We start from the raw sequence: 15,471 nt of genomic DNA on the forward strand, positions 1-15,471 counted from the left end.
GATTCTGTGGGGGATGTGCGTTCAGCAGTGGACAATTGGCGAGAAGATGCCCAAAAGGGGCATGCGCATGAGCCGATGGACGTCACCGTCGAGCTCGACGGTCTGGGGCGTCAGCTCTCCGAGCTTCCCGGCGCGCACGGCCCTCACGGCCCGCACTCCGAGGCATCCGAGGCCACCGGCACATCCGCGGCGCGTACCGCGGACAGCGCCGACGGTCCCGTGTTCGTCGACGCCAGCGGCCGGCGGAGCAAGAACCTGCGGCGGCTCGGCTGGGTGCTCGCCATCGTCAGCGCCTGTTACGCCGTCGCCCTCGGCGCGGCCCTGATCGGCGGCAGCTCCAGCGCCCCCTGGCTCCAGATACCCGGCGTCAGCGACAAGCGTGACTCCGAGAAGGTCGAGATACAGCCGCCGCCCAGCAAGGAGCCCACCACGGTGGGCACACCCGGCGCGGGCGGCCTCGACCCCAGCCCGTCCGGCTCCGTCTCCGGCTCGCCGTCCACACCCGACCCGAGCGCCGGCGCCTCGGACGATCCGGCCCCGTCGAAGTCGGCCTCCGACAAGCCGGACCCCGACCCGAAGCCCGGGAACCCCGATCCGAAGCCGGACCCCGGCGGTCTCGATCCGGGACCGGGCGACCCGGACCCCGAGCCCAATCCCGGTGAGTCCGAGGAACCGGTCGATCCGGGACCGGTCGATCCCCCGGATCCCAGCCCCTCGGACACACCGCCCGTCGATCCACCCGTGCAGGAAGTCCAGCAGGCAGTCGCGGAAGGCACCCCGTAGAAAATGACTTCTGGCAGACGGGCCCCGTCCCACAAGCACGGTCAGCACAAGCAGAAGCGGGGACGCGTCGCCGGACGCAGACTGCCGATGCGCTATCTGCTGCCCTCGCTGCTTCTCGTCGCCCTGCTCGCGATGCTGATGCTGCGCGGCTATGTGCACAGCGAGATCCTGGCGGACCACCGCGTACGCCCCCCGGCCTCCAACGACCAGGTGCCCAACCGGATCCTCAAGGGCGGCCCGGTCATAGACGCGCGCGGGACGACCACGCCCAAGGCGCTGAAGGTCCCCGACCACAAGCTCGTGCTCACCTTCGACGACGGACCCGATCCCGAGTGGACGCCCCAGGTCCTCGACAAGCTGAAGGAGTACGACGCGCACGCGGTCTTCTTCGTCACCGGCACCATGGCCTCGCGCCATCCGGACCTGGTACGGCGGATGGTCGCCGAGGGTCATGAGATCGGGCTGCACACCTTCAACCACCCGGATCTCGCGTACCAGACCAAGTCCCGTATCGACTGGGAGCTGACGCAGAACCAGCTCGTGCTCGCGGGCGCGGCCGGTATCCGCACGTCGCTGTTCCGGCCGCCGTACTCCTCCTTCTCGCACGCGCTGGACGACAAGTCCTGGCCCGTCACCGAGTACATCGGCGGCCTCGGCTACATCACCGTGCTCAACAACACCGACAGCGAGGACTGGAAGCGCCCCGGTGTCCGCGAGATCGTCAAGCGGGCCACACCGAAGGGCACCCGCGGCTCCATCGTGCTGATGCACGACTCCGGCGGTGACCGCTCGCAGACCGTCACCGCGCTGGGCCGCTTCCTGCCGAGGATGCAGGACCGGGGATACGAGTTCACCAACCTCACCGAGGCGCTGGGCGCCCCGAGCGCCCATACGCCCGTCACCGGTGTCGAACTGGTCCAGGGCAAGGCGTTCGTCGGCGCCGTCGCCGTCTCGGAGGGCACCACCGCCGTGCTGGTGGCCGGGCTCGCCGCGATCGGTGTGCTGGTCATCGGGCGGTTCGGGCTGATGCTGGTGCTGTCCTTCGCGCACGCGCGCAAGGTGCGGCGGCGCGGCTTCAGTTGGGGCGCGCCGGTCACCGAACCGGTGACGGTGCTCGTGCCCGCGTACAACGAACGCGCGTGCATAGCCAACACCGTCCGCTCCCTGATGGAGAGCGACCATCCCATCGAGGTCATCGTCATCGACGACGGCTCGACGGACGGCACGGCGGACCTTGTCGACGACATGTGGCTGCCGAACGTGCGTGTCGTACGGCAGGTCAACGGGGGCAAGCCCGCCGCCCTCAACAACGGCATCGCGCACGCCCGTCACGACCTCGTCGTGATGATGGACGGCGACACCGTCTTCGAGCCGTCCACCGTGCGTGAGCTGGTCCAGCCGTTCGGCGACCCGGGCGTGGGGGCCGTCGCGGGCAACGCCAAGGTCGGCAACCGCGACACCCTCATCGGCGCCTGGCAGCACATCGAGTATGTGATGGGCTTCAATCTGGACCGCCGCATGTACGACCTGCTGCGCTGCATGCCCACCATCCCCGGCGCGGTCGGCGCCTTCCGCCGTACGGCCCTGGAGCGGGTCGGCGGGATGAGCGAGGACACCCTCGCCGAGGACACCGACATCACCATGGCGATGCACCGCGACGGCTGGCGGGTCGTGTACGCGGAGCGGGCCCGCGCCTGGACCGAGGCGCCGGAGTCCGTCCAGCAGCTGTGGTCCCAGCGCTATCGCTGGAGTTACGGCACGATGCAGGCGATCTGGAAGCACCGCCGCGCGGTGATCGAGCGCGGTCCTTCGGGCCGCTTCGGCCGCGTGGGACTGCCGCTGGTCTCGCTGTTCATGGTGCTGTTCCCGCTGCTGGCGCCGCTCATCGATGTGTTCCTGCTGTACGGGCTGGTCTTCGGCCCCACGCGGAACACGATCATCGCCTGGCTGGGTGTGCTGGCCGTGCAGGCGGTCTGTGCCGCGTACGCCTTCCGGCTCGACGGCGAACGCATGATCCATCTGATCTCGCTGCCCCTCCAGCAGATTCTCTACCGACAACTCATGTACGTCGTACTGCTCCAGTCCTGGATCACGGCCCTCACCGGCGGCCGGCTGCGCTGGCAGAAGCTGCGCCGCACGGGCGCGGTGGAGGCGCCGGGGTCCACGACAGGCCGGCGGGGCGACGACATCCGGAGGCCAGTGGCATGAGCGGCTTTTCTGTCGGCACCGGGGGCGTGCCGCGTGCCCGGCACAAGGCGGGGGGCAGCACGGTGGACACCTCGCGACCGTCCGGCCGGGACCGCTATCTCGACCTCCTGCGCGCGGTCGCGCTGGGGCGCGTGGTGATCTACCACATCTTCGGCTGGGCCTGGCTGACGATCCTCTTCCCGTCCATGGGCGTGATGTTCGCGCTGGCGGGCTCGCTGATGGCGCGCTCGCTCAACCGGCCCTCGCTGGGCGTCATCCGGGGCCGGATGCGGCGGCTGCTGCCGCCGATGTGGGCGTTCGCGCTGGGCGTGGTGCCGGTGATGTTCGCGATGGGCTGGCAGCCGGTCAAGGAGGAGGGCCTGTGGTGGTTCCTCAAGCTGGCCAACTATCTGTTCCCGGTCGGGGCGCCGCCCTATCCGTGGGAGAGCGGTTCGCAGGGCGGCTGGCTGGACGTGTCGTGGGCGAGCCAGGCGGCCGGGCCGCTCTGGTACATCCGCGCGTATCTCTGGTTCGTGCTGGCGTCGCCGCTGCTGCTGTGGGCCTTCCGGCGGGTGCCATGGGTGACGCTGCTGGCGCCGCTCGCGCTGACCGCCGTCATCGGCACCGGTCTGGTGGAGATCCCCGGTGAGGCGGGCATGGCGCTCACGGACTTCGCGGTCTACGGCGCCTGCTGGATCCTCGGCTTCGCGCACAACGACGGCATGTTCAAGAAGGTGCCGCGCTACATCACGGTCTCGCTGGCCGCGTTCACGATGGCTTTCGGGATCTGGTGGGCGTCCGGGCATCTGACCGAGGAGGGCTGGAATCTGGACGAGATCCCGCTGGCCCAGGCGACCTGGTCGCTCGGGTTCTGCGCGATCCTGCTCCAGTACTCGCCGTCGTGGCGGCAACTGCCGGGAAAGCTGGCGCAGTTCGACTCCACGATCACGCTCGCCAACAACCGTGCCGTGACGATCTATCTCTGGCACAACCTGCTGATCATGGCGACGATACCGATCATCGACCAGCTCTGGAAGATTCCCAATATCTGGAAGTACGGGGACCAACTGGACGCCGCCTACCCGGCGTTGATGCTGGTGCTGGTCTGGCCGCTGATCGCGGTCGCGATCCTGGCCTTCGGGTGGGTCGAGGACGTGGCGGCCAAGCGCCGGCCGAGGCTGTGGCCGAACGGCTCCGGCGGCTCCTCGAAAGAGTCGGCCGGGCCGCCTACGTCCACGGGCCCAGCGCCGCCCGCGCACGCAGGCTCGCCAGACCGTCGCTGATCGTCGGCTGGGTCCCGCTGCCGCGCCGTACGCAGGTCAGCACCCGCCGGAAGGGCGGCGGGTCGCCGCTGACGCACAGCCGCACCAGCTCCGGATGGGTGGTGAGGGAGACCAGCCGGGGCACGAGGCAGATGCCGAGCCCATGGCTGATCAGCGAGAGCACCGCCGACCACTCGTCGGCGTGGTGGACCATGCGCGGGGCGAAACCGGAGGCGGCGCAGAGCGCTTCGATGAGCCGGCTCTGGTCGTGGTGCGGCGATATCCAGTCGTCGTCGGCCGTCTTGGACAGCTCGACGCGCCCGCCACCCGCCAGCGGGTGCCCGGCCGGGACGACGAGGTCCAAGTAGTCGTCCATCAGGGGCTGTTGGTCGAAGCGAGGATCGTCCATGGTGGGGCTGCCGGGCAGCGGGGTCAGGACGGCGATGTCGAGCTTCCCGGCCAGCAGATGCTCGTAGCAGTGGCGCGTGTCGATGTCCGCGACGGTCGTGCGCGTCGACGGCATGGCCTCCCGCAGCTTCTGGGCGGTGGGCGCGAGCAGCGGCCCGATGCTGGTGGCGAAGCCGCCCATACGCAGCGTCCGGTACGAGCCGCCGCCGTGGTCGGCGAGGTCCGCCCTGGCCCGTTCCCACTGGGCGCTGAGCAGGTCGGCGTGGTGCAGCAGGACGCAGCCCGCCGTGGTGAGGCGGATCCGGCGGCCGTCCGGCTCCCACAGCTCGGCGCCGACCTCGCGGGAGAGCTGCCGCAACTGCTGGGAGACGGCGGAGGGCGAGAGATTCAGCGCGCGGGCGGTGGCCGCGACGGTGCCCTGCGCGTGCATGACGCGCAGCGTCTGGAGGAGGCGCAGATTGATCACGCTGTCCATCGTCCGTCATTCGTACGCCGTTTCGGCATGGTTCCGTGCCGAAAGACGCGATGGACGCGCACGGTCCGAGGGCCGACGCTGGGCCGTATGGAAGCCGATCCGAGAGACATCCAGCCGGGAGACATCCAGCCGAGAGACATCCGTCCGGAGGCCGTCGCCGTCTGCGCCGACTGCGGCTGGCCCGTCGAGGCCCCGCTCCAGGAGGCGTCACGCCACACCGTCGCCGAGGGGACCGTCGTCTACACACGGTGCGCCTGCGGGCGGGTGCGGGTCTGGCTGGAGCCGTGCGGCGGGGGCGGGCCGAGGCTGGTGGTGGGCGGTAACAGTGTCATGTACGCGCCAAAGGCGGAGTGCCGCACCGGCCCGTGAGAGTGGCCCCGGCGGCGAGAAACAAGGTCAGGACCCTCTTCCGCTTTTCCCCGGCGGCAGACGAGTCTTGTGGACGTCCCGGCCGGTACGGCGCTCGTACGCCGCGCGGCCGGTACGCCGTCCCGTACATGACCGATACGGGACCGGGCCGAGCCGCACAGGAGCGACACCTTGAACGACATCACAGACGAGACCACGGACGAGACCACGGACGAGACCACGGACCACACCCCCACCGACCACGGCTGGTACGTGGACGACCGCTGCACCGACTGCGACGTCTCCCGCCAGTTGGCGCCGGGCCTCATCGACCAGGTCGACGGCCGCTCCGCCGTCGTACGCCAGCCGCGCGACGCCGCGGAGGAACGGCGGCTCCACGCCGCCGCCTTCGCCTGCCACACCCGCTCCGTACGCCCACCGTCCGGCCGCCGGCTCGACCGGGAACTCGACCCGTACCCCCTGCCGTTCGACGCCACCGTGTCCCTCTGCGGACACAACGCCCCGATGACCGCCGCCGCCAACTCCTATCTCGTCCGGCGCCCGTCCGGGAGCCAGGTCATGGTGGACACCCCGCGCTGGAGCGAGGCGCTGGCCGCCCGCTTCGAGGCGCTGGGGCCCGTCTCCGACGTCCTGCTCACCCACCAGGACCACGCGGCGCACGGGCGCGCGTACGCCGACCGGTTCGGCGCCCGGCTCTGGATCCACGAGGGCGACCTCGCCGCCGCGCCCGACGCCGACCGGATCCTGCGGGGCACCGACGCCGTGGAGATCACCCTCGGTGTCGTCGCCCACCCGCTGCCCGGCCACACGCGCGGCAGCGTGGTGTACGTCGCCGACGAGCGGTACTGCTTCAGCGGCGACAGCTTCTACTGGTCGCGCACCACCGGTGACATCGAGGTCGTCGAGAACGTCACCTGGTACTCCATCGAGGCGCTGGCCGCCTCCCTGGCCCGTACCGCCGGCGCGCTGCGCTTCGAGTGGCTGCTCCCCGGCCACGGCGACCGCAAGCACCTGCCCGCCGCCGAGGCGCAGCGGCGTATGCGCGCGCTGGCCACCCGTACCGCGACGCTGCGACCTCAGCCGGTCGACTTCACGGCCACACGCTGGTGACGGCGGACGATCACGTCGCGGTGCGCCGCCGTCGCGCGGATCAGTCGGCGGATCACCGCCCGCCCCGCTTCTCGGAGGCCCGCTGCCGCTCCCACGACTCGTGGTCCCAGCCCTGGGCGAGCGAGGCGTACTCCTCCGGAGTCGCGACGCGACGGTGCCGAGCGGTGAACTCGCGCAGGGCGGTGTTCACCGCCTGCTCCTTCGTCCCTGCGCCGGACACGCGCATCGCGTCGGCCACGGCTTCGTCGTCAAGGTCGATCGTCGTCAGGCTCAACGGGACTCCTTCTGTTGATGGGCAACAGCCATCAGCACAAGGGCCAACGGCTCACAGTCCTGCCCACCCCCCGGTGAGAGCAAGGTTGCGCGCCGGTCATCTCGCAAAACCCCGGCGAAACGCGCCTTCCCTACCGTCAGGGGTCACCGAACCGCACCGTCAGTGGAGGCGCGATGACTGGCCCGACGAACACCGATGCGGCACCCGGCGCCGGACGGGGGCGATGGATCGAGCACTGGGATCCCGAGGACGCCGGCTTCTGGGAGCGGACGGGCCGCCGGACCGCGCGGCGCAATCTGCTCTTCTCCGTGCTCAGCGAGCACATCGGGTTCTCCATCTGGACCCTCTGGTCGGTGATGGTCCTGTTCATGGGGCCCGAGTACGGGGTCGACCCGGCCGGGAAGTTCTTCCTCATCGGCACGGCCACCTTCGTCGGCGCCCTCGTACGCGTCCCGTACACCTTCGCCGTCGCCCGCTTCGGCGGCCGTAACTGGACCGTCGTCAGCGCCCTGCTGCTGCTCCTGCCGACCGGCGCCGCGTACGCGGTGATGGAGCCGGGGACCTCGTACGCCACCTTCATGGCCGTCGCCGCGCTCACCGGGCTCGGCGGCGGCAACTTCGCCTCGTCCATGACCAACATCAACTCCTTCTTCCCGCTGCGCGAGAAGGGCTGGGCGCTCGGCCTCAACGCGGGCGGCGGGAACGTCGGCGTGCCGGTCGTACAGCTCGTCGGGCTGCTGGTGATCGGGACGGCGGGCGCCACGCACCCCCGGATCGTGCTCGCGGTGTACCTGCCGCTGATCGTCGCCGCATCCGTCTGCGCCGCGCTGTTCATGGACAATCTGGCGCCGGTCAGGAACGACACCGGGGCGGCGAAGGAAGCCGTACGCGACCGGCACACCTGGATCATGGCGGTGCTGTACATAGGGACGTTCGGCTCCTTCATCGGCTACAGCTTCGCCTTCGGCCTGGTGCTCCAGACCCAGTTCGGGCGTACGCCCCTGGAGGCCGCCTCGCTGACCTTCATGGGTCCGCTGCTCGGCTCGCTGGTACGGCCTGTCGGGGGCAGGCTCGCCGACCGGCACGGCGGTGCCCGCATCACGCTGTGGAACTTCGCGGGGATGGCGGCGGCGACGGTCGTGGTGATCTTCGCCTCGGTGCGCGAGTCGCTGCCCGTCTTCCTCGTCGGCTTCACCGCGCTGTTCCTGCTCAGCGGCATCGGCAACGGCTCGACGTACAAGATGATCCCCGGCATCTTCCAGACCAAGGCCCTGGCGCGGGGGATGACGGGGGAGGCGGCGGCACGGTACGGGCGGCGGCTCTCCGGCGCCTCCATGGGGCTCATCGGAGCGGTCGGCGCGCTGGGCGGGCTCGGGGTCAACCTCGCCTTCCGGCAGTCCTTCCAGGGGGAGGCGGGCACGGGCACCGCCGCGTTCGTCGCCTTTCTCGGCTTCTACGCCGTGTGCTCGGCGCTCACCTGGGCGGTATACCTTCGGAAGAGGGCGCCCCGACCGGCGACGGAGGCGGAGCCGGGGACCGGCACCGATGCGCGGCACCGGCTCGATTACGCGCAGGTGTGAGCCGGTACGGCGGGGTGTGAGCCGGTACGGCGAGTGTGAGCCCGGCTCCACGCGGGGCGCTCCACGCGGGGCCGGGCCCTGGAGCCGTACGGACCAAGAGAGCGGGACGAAAGACGATGTCCGATCAGCAGCAGCACGGCCCCCTCGCCGGATTCACCGTCGGGGTCACCGCCGCCCGGCGCGCCGACGAGCTGGGGGCGCTGCTCACGCGGCGCGGCGCCGCCGTCACGCACGCCCCCGCCCTGCGTATCGTGCCGGTTTCCGACGACACCGAACTCCTCGCCGCCACCAAGGAGTTGATCGGCAACCCACCCCATGTGGTGATCGCGACGACGGCCATCGGCTTCCGCGGCTGGGTGGAGGCGGCCGACGGCTGGGGCCACGGCCAGGACCTGCTCGACTGTCTGCGCGGCACCGAACTGCTGGCGCGCGGGCCGAAGGTGAAGGGCGCGATCCGCGCCGCCGGACTGACCGAGGAGTGGTCGCCGGACTCCGAGTCCATGGCCGAGGTGCTGGACCGGCTGCTGACCGAGGGCGTCGAGGGGCGCCGCGTCGCGCTCCAGTTGCACGGGGAGCCGCTGCCCGGCTTCGTGGAGGCGCTGCGCGCCGGGGGTGCCGATGTCGTCGTCGTACCCGTCTACCGCTGGATGGCGCCCGAGGACATAGCCCCCGTCGACCGGCTCATCGACGCGACCGTCGCACGCGCCCTGGACGCCGTCACCTTCACCAGCGCGCCCGCCGCCGCCTCGCTGCTCTCCCGGGCCCGTGAACGCGGTCTGCTTCACGCTCTGGTCGAGGCCCTGCACCACGATGTGCTCGCCGCCTGCGTGGGCCCCGTCACCGCCCTCCCGCTCCAGGAGCACGGCATCGACACCGTCCAGCCCGAACGCTTCCGCCTGGGCCCGCTCGTTCAGGTGCTCTGCCTCGAACTGCCGGGCCGTACGCGCACGTTGACGGTCGCGGGGCGCCGTTTCGAGATCCGCGGCCACGCGGTGCTGCTGGACGGCGGGCTGAGGCCCGTACCGCCCGCCGGGATGGCCCTGGTGAACGCGCTCGCCAAGCGGCCGGGGTGGGTGGTCTCGCGGGCCGACCTGCTGCGGGCGCTGCCCGGGGCGGGCAGCGACGAGCACGCCGTCGAGACGGCCATGGCCCGGCTGCGTACGGCGCTCGGCGCGTCGGAGCTGATCCAGACGGTCGTCAAGCGGGGCTACCGGCTGGCGCTGGACCCGGCGGCCGGGACGAAGTACGGGTCGGACGACGGGTGACGGGTGACGGGTGCCGGACGACGGGTGCCGGGTGACGGTCCGTCGATCACCGTGACCATTCCGGTACCTGAACCGGAACGGGGCCGTCTATTTTAATCGGATGGTCAACGACTCCCTTCCGTTCCGGCCCGCGCGAGCGGAAGACGCCGGCCCGCTCGCCGAGGCGCATCTGCGCAACCGGGACCATATGCGTCCCTGGTCGCCGTACCGTACGGCCGACTACTACACCCCGGAGGCGCAGGCCCAACTGCTGGCCGACCCCGCCGCCCTGCGCTGGCATTTCATCGACGGGGGGAACGTCGTGGGCCAGGCCACGCTCTCCACCCTCGTCCTCGGTCCGTTCCGCAGCGCGAGCCTCGGCTACTGGATCGACGCCGAGTACACCGGGCGCGGACTGGCCACCCGCGCCGTCGACGAGGTCTGCCGGGCGGCGCTGGAGGATCTGGGGCTGCACCGCGTCGAGGCGTGCACGATGCCGGTCAACACCGGCTCGCAACGGGTCCTGCGCAAATGCGGGTTCGAGCTGATCGGGACGGCGCCGCGCTATCTGCACATCGACGGCGCGTGGCGCGACCACCACCTCTTCCAGCGGATCCTGCACGACGGCCCGCCGAACACCGCGCCGTAGGCGGCCCGAAGCGTCCGTAAGAAGATAAGAGGGTGTTCCGGTGGACCGGGTTCCGCACCACGCGTGAGAATTCCATGAGCGCGGTTGAACTGAGGGCTCCCCGGAGGGGTTCCCGACGCGTTCCGGGGCAGGCACTCTGGGATGAACGCGGCAGGACGGTGACCGAGGTGGTGACAGGCACATGACTACGGCCATGGGCTCGTACGAGTGGCGATTCGACTCCGGGCGCCTGTGCCTGGATCTGGTGGCCACCGGGGAGCCGGCCCCGAGGGGCTTCGAGGAACAGCCGCGCACCGACGGCGCCGGACTCCTCGGCCGCTGGCTCACCGGCTCCGGCCTGGTGCCCCCCGGCACCCCGCTCACCGGCGTCGACACCAACTGGGTCCAGCGCTTCGCCGAACTGCGCGACTGCGTCGGCCAGTTGGTGCGCGCGCAGATCGACGGGCGGTACGCGGCGGTCGCACTGGAGCGCGTCAACGCGATCGCCGCCGACGCCCCGCCCGGCATCAGGGCCGTACGCGAACCGGGCGGCGCCCTCGTGCGCGCGCTGAGCGCCGAGCCCGAGTGCGGCGCGCTGCTCGCGGTCGTGGCCAGGGACACCGTGGACCTGCTGACCGACCCTGACGCACGGGCGCGGCTGCGGCAGTGCGAGGGCGACAGTTGCCGGCGGGTCTATCTGGACACCTCACGCGGGCGCCGGCGGCGCTGGTGCTCCAGCGAGGTATGCGGCAACAGAGAGCGCGTGGCCCGACACCGCCGCCGCGCGGCGGTCGCCCGCGCGTGATTCCCGGCCGGGCCCGGCGCGATTCCCGGCCGGGCCGGGCGTGAGGTCGGGCCCGCGCCCGGCGGCGGGCCGTCCCCGCTCCCGTAAAAGATCTTGAAAGATTTCCGCTGCGCCGTTGAGTGCATCTCCCCACCGGTCCGTAAGTCACCAGTGATGGGAACAAGCAGCCATCTCAAGGTCTCGACCGGGAGGTTCAGGTGCGCAAGGATGCGGCCGTGGCCGATGACCGACCTCACCGGGCCCGGCACCGGAGCGAGGGACAGCGCACCAACATCCCTGTTCCCGACGAGGAGTTGATGCGCGCCCTCTACCGGGAACATGCCGGACCCCTGCTCGCCTACGTCCTGCGTCTCGTCGCGGGCGACCGCCAGCGGGCCGAGGATGTCGTGCAGGAAACGCTCATCCGTGCCTGGAAGAACGCCGGTCAGCTCAACCGGGCGACCGGCTCTGTCCGACCCTGGCTGGTGACGGTCGCCCGGCGTATCGTCATCGACGCTCACCGCAGCCGGCAGGCCCGGCCGCAGGAGGTCGACCCGTCGCCGCTGGAGGTCATGCCCGCGGAGGACGAGATCGACAAGGCGTTGTGGCTGATGACGCTCTCTGCTGCCCTCGATGATTTGACCCCCGCCCACCGGGAAGTTCTGGTGGAGACGTACTTCAAGGGACGTACGGTCAACGAGGCCGCCGAGACGCTCGGCATACCCAGTGGGACCGTGCGGTCGCGGGTGTTCTACGCGCTGCGTTCCATGAAGCTCGCGCTGGAGGAGAGGGGGGTCTCGGCATGACCACGTACGAGCAGTCCGGGCAGGGCGACGGCACGACCGCGCACGACGCGGCGGCGGCGTACGTGCTCGGCATCCTGGACGAGGCCGACGCCACCGCCTTCGAGGCGCATCTGGCGGGCTGCCACATCTGCGCGCTCCATCTGGAGGAGTTCGCCGGGATGGAGCCGATGCTGGCCATGCTGGCGGACAATCCGGACCCGTTCGGACAGTCCTCGCCGTTCGGCCGGTCCGACCCCTTCGCCCAGGCGCCCGCCGCCGCGCCCAGCCCGCCACCGGCGCCCGTGCCCGTGCCCGCGCCCGCCGTCACCGTGCAGCCCAGCCCCCGGCTGCTGGACCGGCTTGTGGACGAGGTCGCGGTCAAGCGCGCCAAGCGCAGGCGCCGCTCGATGTATCTGGTCGCCGCCGTGGCGGCGATGGTCATCGGCGGTCCCGCCGTCGCGGTCGTCGCCACCTCCGGTGACGGTGGCACGAGCAACCAGGCCGCCGACCCGCACCCCACCAGCCCCGCCGAGGACGCCTTCATGGAGCACATGCCGGAGAAGGTCGAGGCGACGGACCCCACCACCAAGGTCAGCGCGACCATCGGCATGGAGAGCAAGGGCTGGGGGACCCACGCGGCCCTGGAGCTGACGAACGTCAAGGGGCCGCTCAAGTGCAGCCTCATCGCCGTGTCCAAGACCGGCGAGGAGGAGATCGTCACCTCGTGGGCCGTGCCGAAGTGGGGTTACGGCCTCCCGGACAGCACCCACGAAATGGCGAAGAACCCGCTGTACGTACACGGCGGCGCGGCCATGGACCGCGACGACATCGACCATTTCGAGGTCCGGACATTCGACGGAAAACGTCTGGTGGAGGTCGCGGCCTGACATACCCGCCCCCTTCGCGTACGGTTGACGGCTGCCCAGTGCACGTCAGAAGGGGGCCTCGGTGGCCGCGCAGGATGCCGCTGTTGAATCCGCTGGATCGGTAGTCGATCCCGTACGGGACAAGGGAAACGACGCCATAAGCCACCCCGCGCGGGAGCCCGGCAACGACCCCGCGCCGGCCGCGGGCGCCGACTCCGTCCGCGACCGCGAGATCGCGGTCGAGCAAGAACATCTCGACCAGGTCTACCGCCGCCTCGAAGAGAAGATCGACGAGGCGGAATTCCTGATGAACGACGCCGCCAAACGCGGCCAGGTCGGCACCCCCGGCGCGCTCGCCGAACGCGACGCGCAGGTGTTCCGGGCGGGAATCCATCTCAACCGGCTCAACAACGAATTCGAGGACTTCCTCTTCGGACGGGTCGACCTGCTGCCCGGCAAGGACGGCAAGAAGGGCCCGGACGGCGCGTACACCTCCGTCGAGCCCGCCGACGACGCCGTACGCGCCGACGACACCGCCGACATCGCCGAGACGCTGCACATCGGCCGTATCGGGGTCCTGGACTCCGACTACTCGCCGCTGGTCATCGACTGGCGCGCGCCGGCCGCCGCGCCGTTCTACCGCTCGACACCCGTCGACCCCGGCCGGGTCGTACGGCGCCGGGTCATCCGCTCCAAGGGCCGCAAGGTCCTCGGGGTCGAGGACGACCTGATGCGCCCGGAGCTGACCGCCACACTGAACGGCGCCGCCCTGCCCGTCATCGGCGACGGCGCGCTGATGGCCGCCCTCGGCCAGGCCCGCAGCCACACCATGCGCGACATCGTCTCCTCCATCCAGGCCGAGCAGGACCTGGTGATCCGGGCGCCCGCCGCGTCCGTCACCGAGGTGTCGGGCGGCCCCGGCACCGGCAAGACCGCCGTCGCGCTGCACCGCGCCGCCTACCTGCTGTACCAGGACCGGCGGCGGTACGCGGGCGGCATCCTCGTCGTCTCGCCGACCCCGCTGCTCGTCGCGTACACCGAAGGCGTGCTGCCGTCCCTGGGCGAGGAGGGGCAGGTCGCGATCCGCGCGGTCGGCTCGCTCGTGGACGGCGCGGAGGCCACCGCGTACGACGAGCCCGCCGTCTCCCGCGTCAAGGGCTCGGCGCGGATGCTCAAGGTGCTGCGCAAGGCGGCACGCGGCGCCCTGGAGGGGGACCGGCCGCCCGCCGGCGGCCGTTCGTCCGGCGGGCGTGGCAGCCGTACGGCGGCAAGCCGGCCCACCGGGCAGCTCGCCTTCGGTGACTCCGGTGACTCCGGTGACTCCGGTGACTCCGGTGACGACAGCGGCAGCAACAGCGCCACCGGCGCCTCGCCCGCCGCACCCGGGCGCGCCGCCACCCCCACCAAGCTGCGGGTCGTCGCGTTCGGGCGCCGGCTGGAGCTGGAGTCCGACGAACTGCACCGCATCCGGCAGTCCGTCCTCGGCGGCACCGCACCCGTCAACCTGCTGCGCCCACGCGCCCGCAGACTGCTCCTGGACGCCCTGTGGGCGAAGTCCGGCGCCGCGTCGCGGGCCGGGGACCATCTGGCCAAGGGCGACGCCGAGCTGGCCGCCGAGCTGCGCGGCGGCTTCGACGAGGACGTGCTGTCCGAGGACAGCTTCATCGAGTTCCTGGACGCCTGGTGGCCCGAGCTGACCGCGCGCGGGGTGCTGGCCGCGATGGCCGACGAGCGCCGCCTCGGCCGCTGGGCCCGCCGGATCCTCAACCCGAACGAGACCAGGAAGGTCGCCCGCTCGCTGCGGCGCGTCGGCCCCGACGGCACCGGACCGCTGTCGGTGCACGACGTGGCGATCCTGGACGAGCTGGAGCAGTTGCTCGGCACCCCCGCGCGCCCGCGCAAGCGCCGCGACCTGGACCCGCTGGAGCAGTTGACCGGGCTCGAGGAGCTGATGCCGCAGCGCGAGGAGACACAGCGCGAGCGCGCGGAGCGGCTGGCGGCCGAGCGTACGGAGTACGCGCACGTCATCGTGGACGAGGCGCAGGACCTCACCCCGATGCAGTGGCGGATGGTCGGCCGCCGCGGCCGGCACGCCACCTGGACGGTGGTCGGCGACGCCGCCCAGTCGTCCTGGTCCGACCCGGACGAGGCGGCCGAGGCGCGCGACGAGGCCCTGGGCAACCGCCCGCGCCGCCACTTCACCCTCACGGTGAACTACCGCAACCCGGCCGAGATCGCGGCCCTCGCCGCCAAGGTGCTGGCCCTCGCGATGCCGGGCATGGAGTCCCCGGCCGCCGTCCGCTCCACGGGCGTCGAGCCGCGCTTCAGCGCCGTACGGGACGGCGATCTGGCCGGAGCCGTACGCCAGGAGGCCGCGCGCCTGCTTCGGCGCGTGGACGGCACGATCGGCGTGGTCGTCGCGATGCACCGCCGGGAACAGGCGGCGCGCTGGCTGGCGGGGCTCGGCGACCGGGTGGTGGCGCTGGGCAGCCTGGAGGCGAAGGGGCTGGAGTACGACGCCACGGTGGTCGTCTCACCGGCGGAGATCGCCGACGAGTCGCCCGCCGGACTACGGGTGCTGTACGTGGCCCTCACCCGGGCGACGCAACAGCTCACGGTCGTCTCGGCGGGCCGCGACGACCCGGACGCGCAGGGAGTTCCCGACCTCCTCAGGGACTGATCCGCGCGGCGGGACGACCGTGGGCCGCGGTGCCCG

The 15,471-nt window shown here is 71.6% G+C and carries 14 protein-coding genes; 12 read left to right on the forward strand and 2 right to left on the reverse strand.

All coding sequences use genetic code 11. From position 1 onward, the window contains the following. Positions 1 to 75 precede the first annotated feature (75 nt). From OG329_RS27355 to OG329_RS27365, 3 genes are all read left to right on the forward strand, one after another. Complete coding sequence (locus OG329_RS27355) at positions 76 to 783, forward strand: hypothetical protein (protein ID WP_405798900.1); 708 nt, start codon at positions 76 to 78, stop codon at positions 781 to 783. Positions 784 to 870: 87 nt separating this feature from the next. After that, a complete protein-coding gene (locus tag OG329_RS27360) occupies positions 871 to 2,991 on the forward strand; it encodes a glycosyltransferase (RefSeq protein WP_405802042.1) in 2,121 nt (706 codons plus the stop codon). Next, positions 2,988 to 4,253, forward strand: coding sequence for an acyltransferase (locus OG329_RS27365; protein WP_405798902.1), 1,266 nt, complete (start codon positions 2,988 to 2,990; stop codon positions 4,251 to 4,253). Before OG329_RS27360 ends, OG329_RS27365 begins: the two co-directional genes overlap by 4 nt. Here OG329_RS27365 and OG329_RS27370 read toward each other — a convergent pair. Continuing rightward, positions 4,198 to 5,115: a LysR family transcriptional regulator gene (locus OG329_RS27370; RefSeq protein ID WP_405798904.1), complete on the reverse strand. Its 918-nt coding sequence runs from the start codon at positions 5,113 to 5,115 to the stop codon at positions 4,198 to 4,200. The genes OG329_RS27365 and OG329_RS27370 overlap by 56 nt on opposite strands. A gap of 87 nt (positions 5,116 to 5,202) precedes the next feature. On the opposite strand from OG329_RS27370, the gene OG329_RS27375 reads away from it, so the two are divergent. Both OG329_RS27375 and OG329_RS27380 read left to right on the forward strand, forming a co-directional pair. Further along, the gene (locus OG329_RS27375) at positions 5,203 to 5,484 is read left to right on the forward strand and encodes a hypothetical protein (RefSeq protein ID WP_405798906.1); all 282 of its coding nucleotides are present in this window, start codon (positions 5,203 to 5,205) and stop codon (positions 5,482 to 5,484) included. 252 nt (positions 5,485 to 5,736) lie between these two features. Continuing rightward, positions 5,737 to 6,594 (forward strand): MBL fold metallo-hydrolase, encoded by an 858-nt coding sequence (locus OG329_RS27380; RefSeq protein ID WP_405802044.1) that lies wholly within the window; start codon positions 5,737 to 5,739, stop codon positions 6,592 to 6,594. Between the two features lie 52 nt (positions 6,595 to 6,646). On the opposite strand, the gene OG329_RS27385 is transcribed toward OG329_RS27380, so the two are convergent. After that, positions 6,647 to 6,868, reverse strand: coding sequence for a type II toxin-antitoxin system VapB family antitoxin (locus OG329_RS27385; protein WP_405798908.1), 222 nt, complete (start codon positions 6,866 to 6,868; stop codon positions 6,647 to 6,649). Positions 6,869 to 7,041: 173 nt separating this feature from the next. Here OG329_RS27385 and OG329_RS27390 point away from each other — a divergent pair, with 173 nt between their 5' ends. The 7 genes from OG329_RS27390 to OG329_RS27420 all read left to right on the forward strand — a co-directional run bounded on the left by OG329_RS27390 (position 7,042) and on the right by OG329_RS27420 (position 15,435). Continuing rightward, positions 7,042 to 8,448, forward strand: a complete 1,407-nt coding sequence (locus OG329_RS27390) for a nitrate/nitrite transporter (protein WP_405798909.1) — start codon at positions 7,042 to 7,044, stop codon at positions 8,446 to 8,448. Positions 8,449 to 8,564: 116 nt separating this feature from the next. Beyond that, a complete protein-coding gene (locus tag OG329_RS27395; protein ID WP_405798910.1) occupies positions 8,565 to 9,713 on the forward strand; it encodes a uroporphyrinogen-III synthase in 1,149 nt (382 codons plus the stop codon). A 100-nt stretch (positions 9,714 to 9,813) separates the two neighbouring features. Beyond that, positions 9,814 to 10,341 carry a GNAT family N-acetyltransferase gene (locus tag OG329_RS27400; protein ID WP_405798911.1) on the forward strand — a complete coding sequence of 176 codons (528 nt, stop codon included), beginning with the start codon at positions 9,814 to 9,816 and terminating at the stop codon, positions 10,339 to 10,341. Between the two features lie 181 nt (positions 10,342 to 10,522). Next, positions 10,523 to 11,125 carry a CGNR zinc finger domain-containing protein gene (locus OG329_RS27405; RefSeq protein WP_405798912.1) on the forward strand — a complete coding sequence of 201 codons (603 nt, stop codon included), beginning with the start codon at positions 10,523 to 10,525 and terminating at the stop codon, positions 11,123 to 11,125. A 197-nt stretch (positions 11,126 to 11,322) separates the two neighbouring features. Beyond that, positions 11,323 to 11,910, forward strand: a complete 588-nt coding sequence (locus OG329_RS27410; protein WP_405798913.1) for a sigma-70 family RNA polymerase sigma factor — start codon at positions 11,323 to 11,325, stop codon at positions 11,908 to 11,910. Beyond that, entirely contained in the window at positions 11,907 to 12,776 is an 870-nt protein-coding gene (locus OG329_RS27415) for a zf-HC2 domain-containing protein (RefSeq protein WP_405798915.1), read from the forward strand. Before OG329_RS27410 ends, OG329_RS27415 begins: the two co-directional genes overlap by 4 nt. Positions 12,777 to 12,837: 61 nt before the next feature. Further along, positions 12,838 to 15,435 (forward strand): HelD family protein, encoded by a 2,598-nt coding sequence (locus OG329_RS27420; RefSeq protein WP_405798916.1) that lies wholly within the window; start codon positions 12,838 to 12,840, stop codon positions 15,433 to 15,435. Positions 15,436 to 15,471: the final 36 nt, after the last annotated feature.

This window comes from Streptomyces sp. NBC_01506, assembly GCF_045040295.1.
GTDB lineage: Bacteria > Actinomycetota > Actinomycetes > Streptomycetales > Streptomycetaceae > Streptomyces.

What these genes read in the sequence shown, in the direction of transcription:
- OG329_RS27395 (WP_405798910.1), top strand. Translation starts at nt 8,565, where the DNA reads ATGTCCGATCAGCAGCAGCACGGCCCCCTCGCCGGATTCACCGTCGGG.
- OG329_RS27400 (WP_405798911.1), top strand. Translation starts at nt 9,814, where the DNA reads ATGGTCAACGACTCCCTTCCGTTCCGGCCCGCGCGAGCGGAAGACGCC.
- OG329_RS27370 (WP_405798904.1), bottom strand. Translation starts at nt 5,115, where the DNA reads ATGGACAGCGTGATCAATCTGCGCCTCCTCCAGACGCTGCGCGTCATG.
- OG329_RS27365 (WP_405798902.1), top strand. Translation starts at nt 2,988, where the DNA reads ATGAGCGGCTTTTCTGTCGGCACCGGGGGCGTGCCGCGTGCCCGGCAC.
- OG329_RS27405 (WP_405798912.1), top strand. Translation starts at nt 10,523, where the DNA reads ATGACTACGGCCATGGGCTCGTACGAGTGGCGATTCGACTCCGGGCGC.
- OG329_RS27415 (WP_405798915.1), top strand. Translation starts at nt 11,907, where the DNA reads ATGACCACGTACGAGCAGTCCGGGCAGGGCGACGGCACGACCGCGCAC.
- OG329_RS27355 (WP_405798900.1), top strand. Translation starts at nt 76, where the DNA reads ATGGACGTCACCGTCGAGCTCGACGGTCTGGGGCGTCAGCTCTCCGAG.
- OG329_RS27360 (WP_405802042.1), top strand. Translation starts at nt 871, where the DNA reads ATGCGCTATCTGCTGCCCTCGCTGCTTCTCGTCGCCCTGCTCGCGATG.
- OG329_RS27390 (WP_405798909.1), top strand. Translation starts at nt 7,042, where the DNA reads ATGACTGGCCCGACGAACACCGATGCGGCACCCGGCGCCGGACGGGGG.
- OG329_RS27375 (WP_405798906.1), top strand. Translation starts at nt 5,203, where the DNA reads ATGGAAGCCGATCCGAGAGACATCCAGCCGGGAGACATCCAGCCGAGA.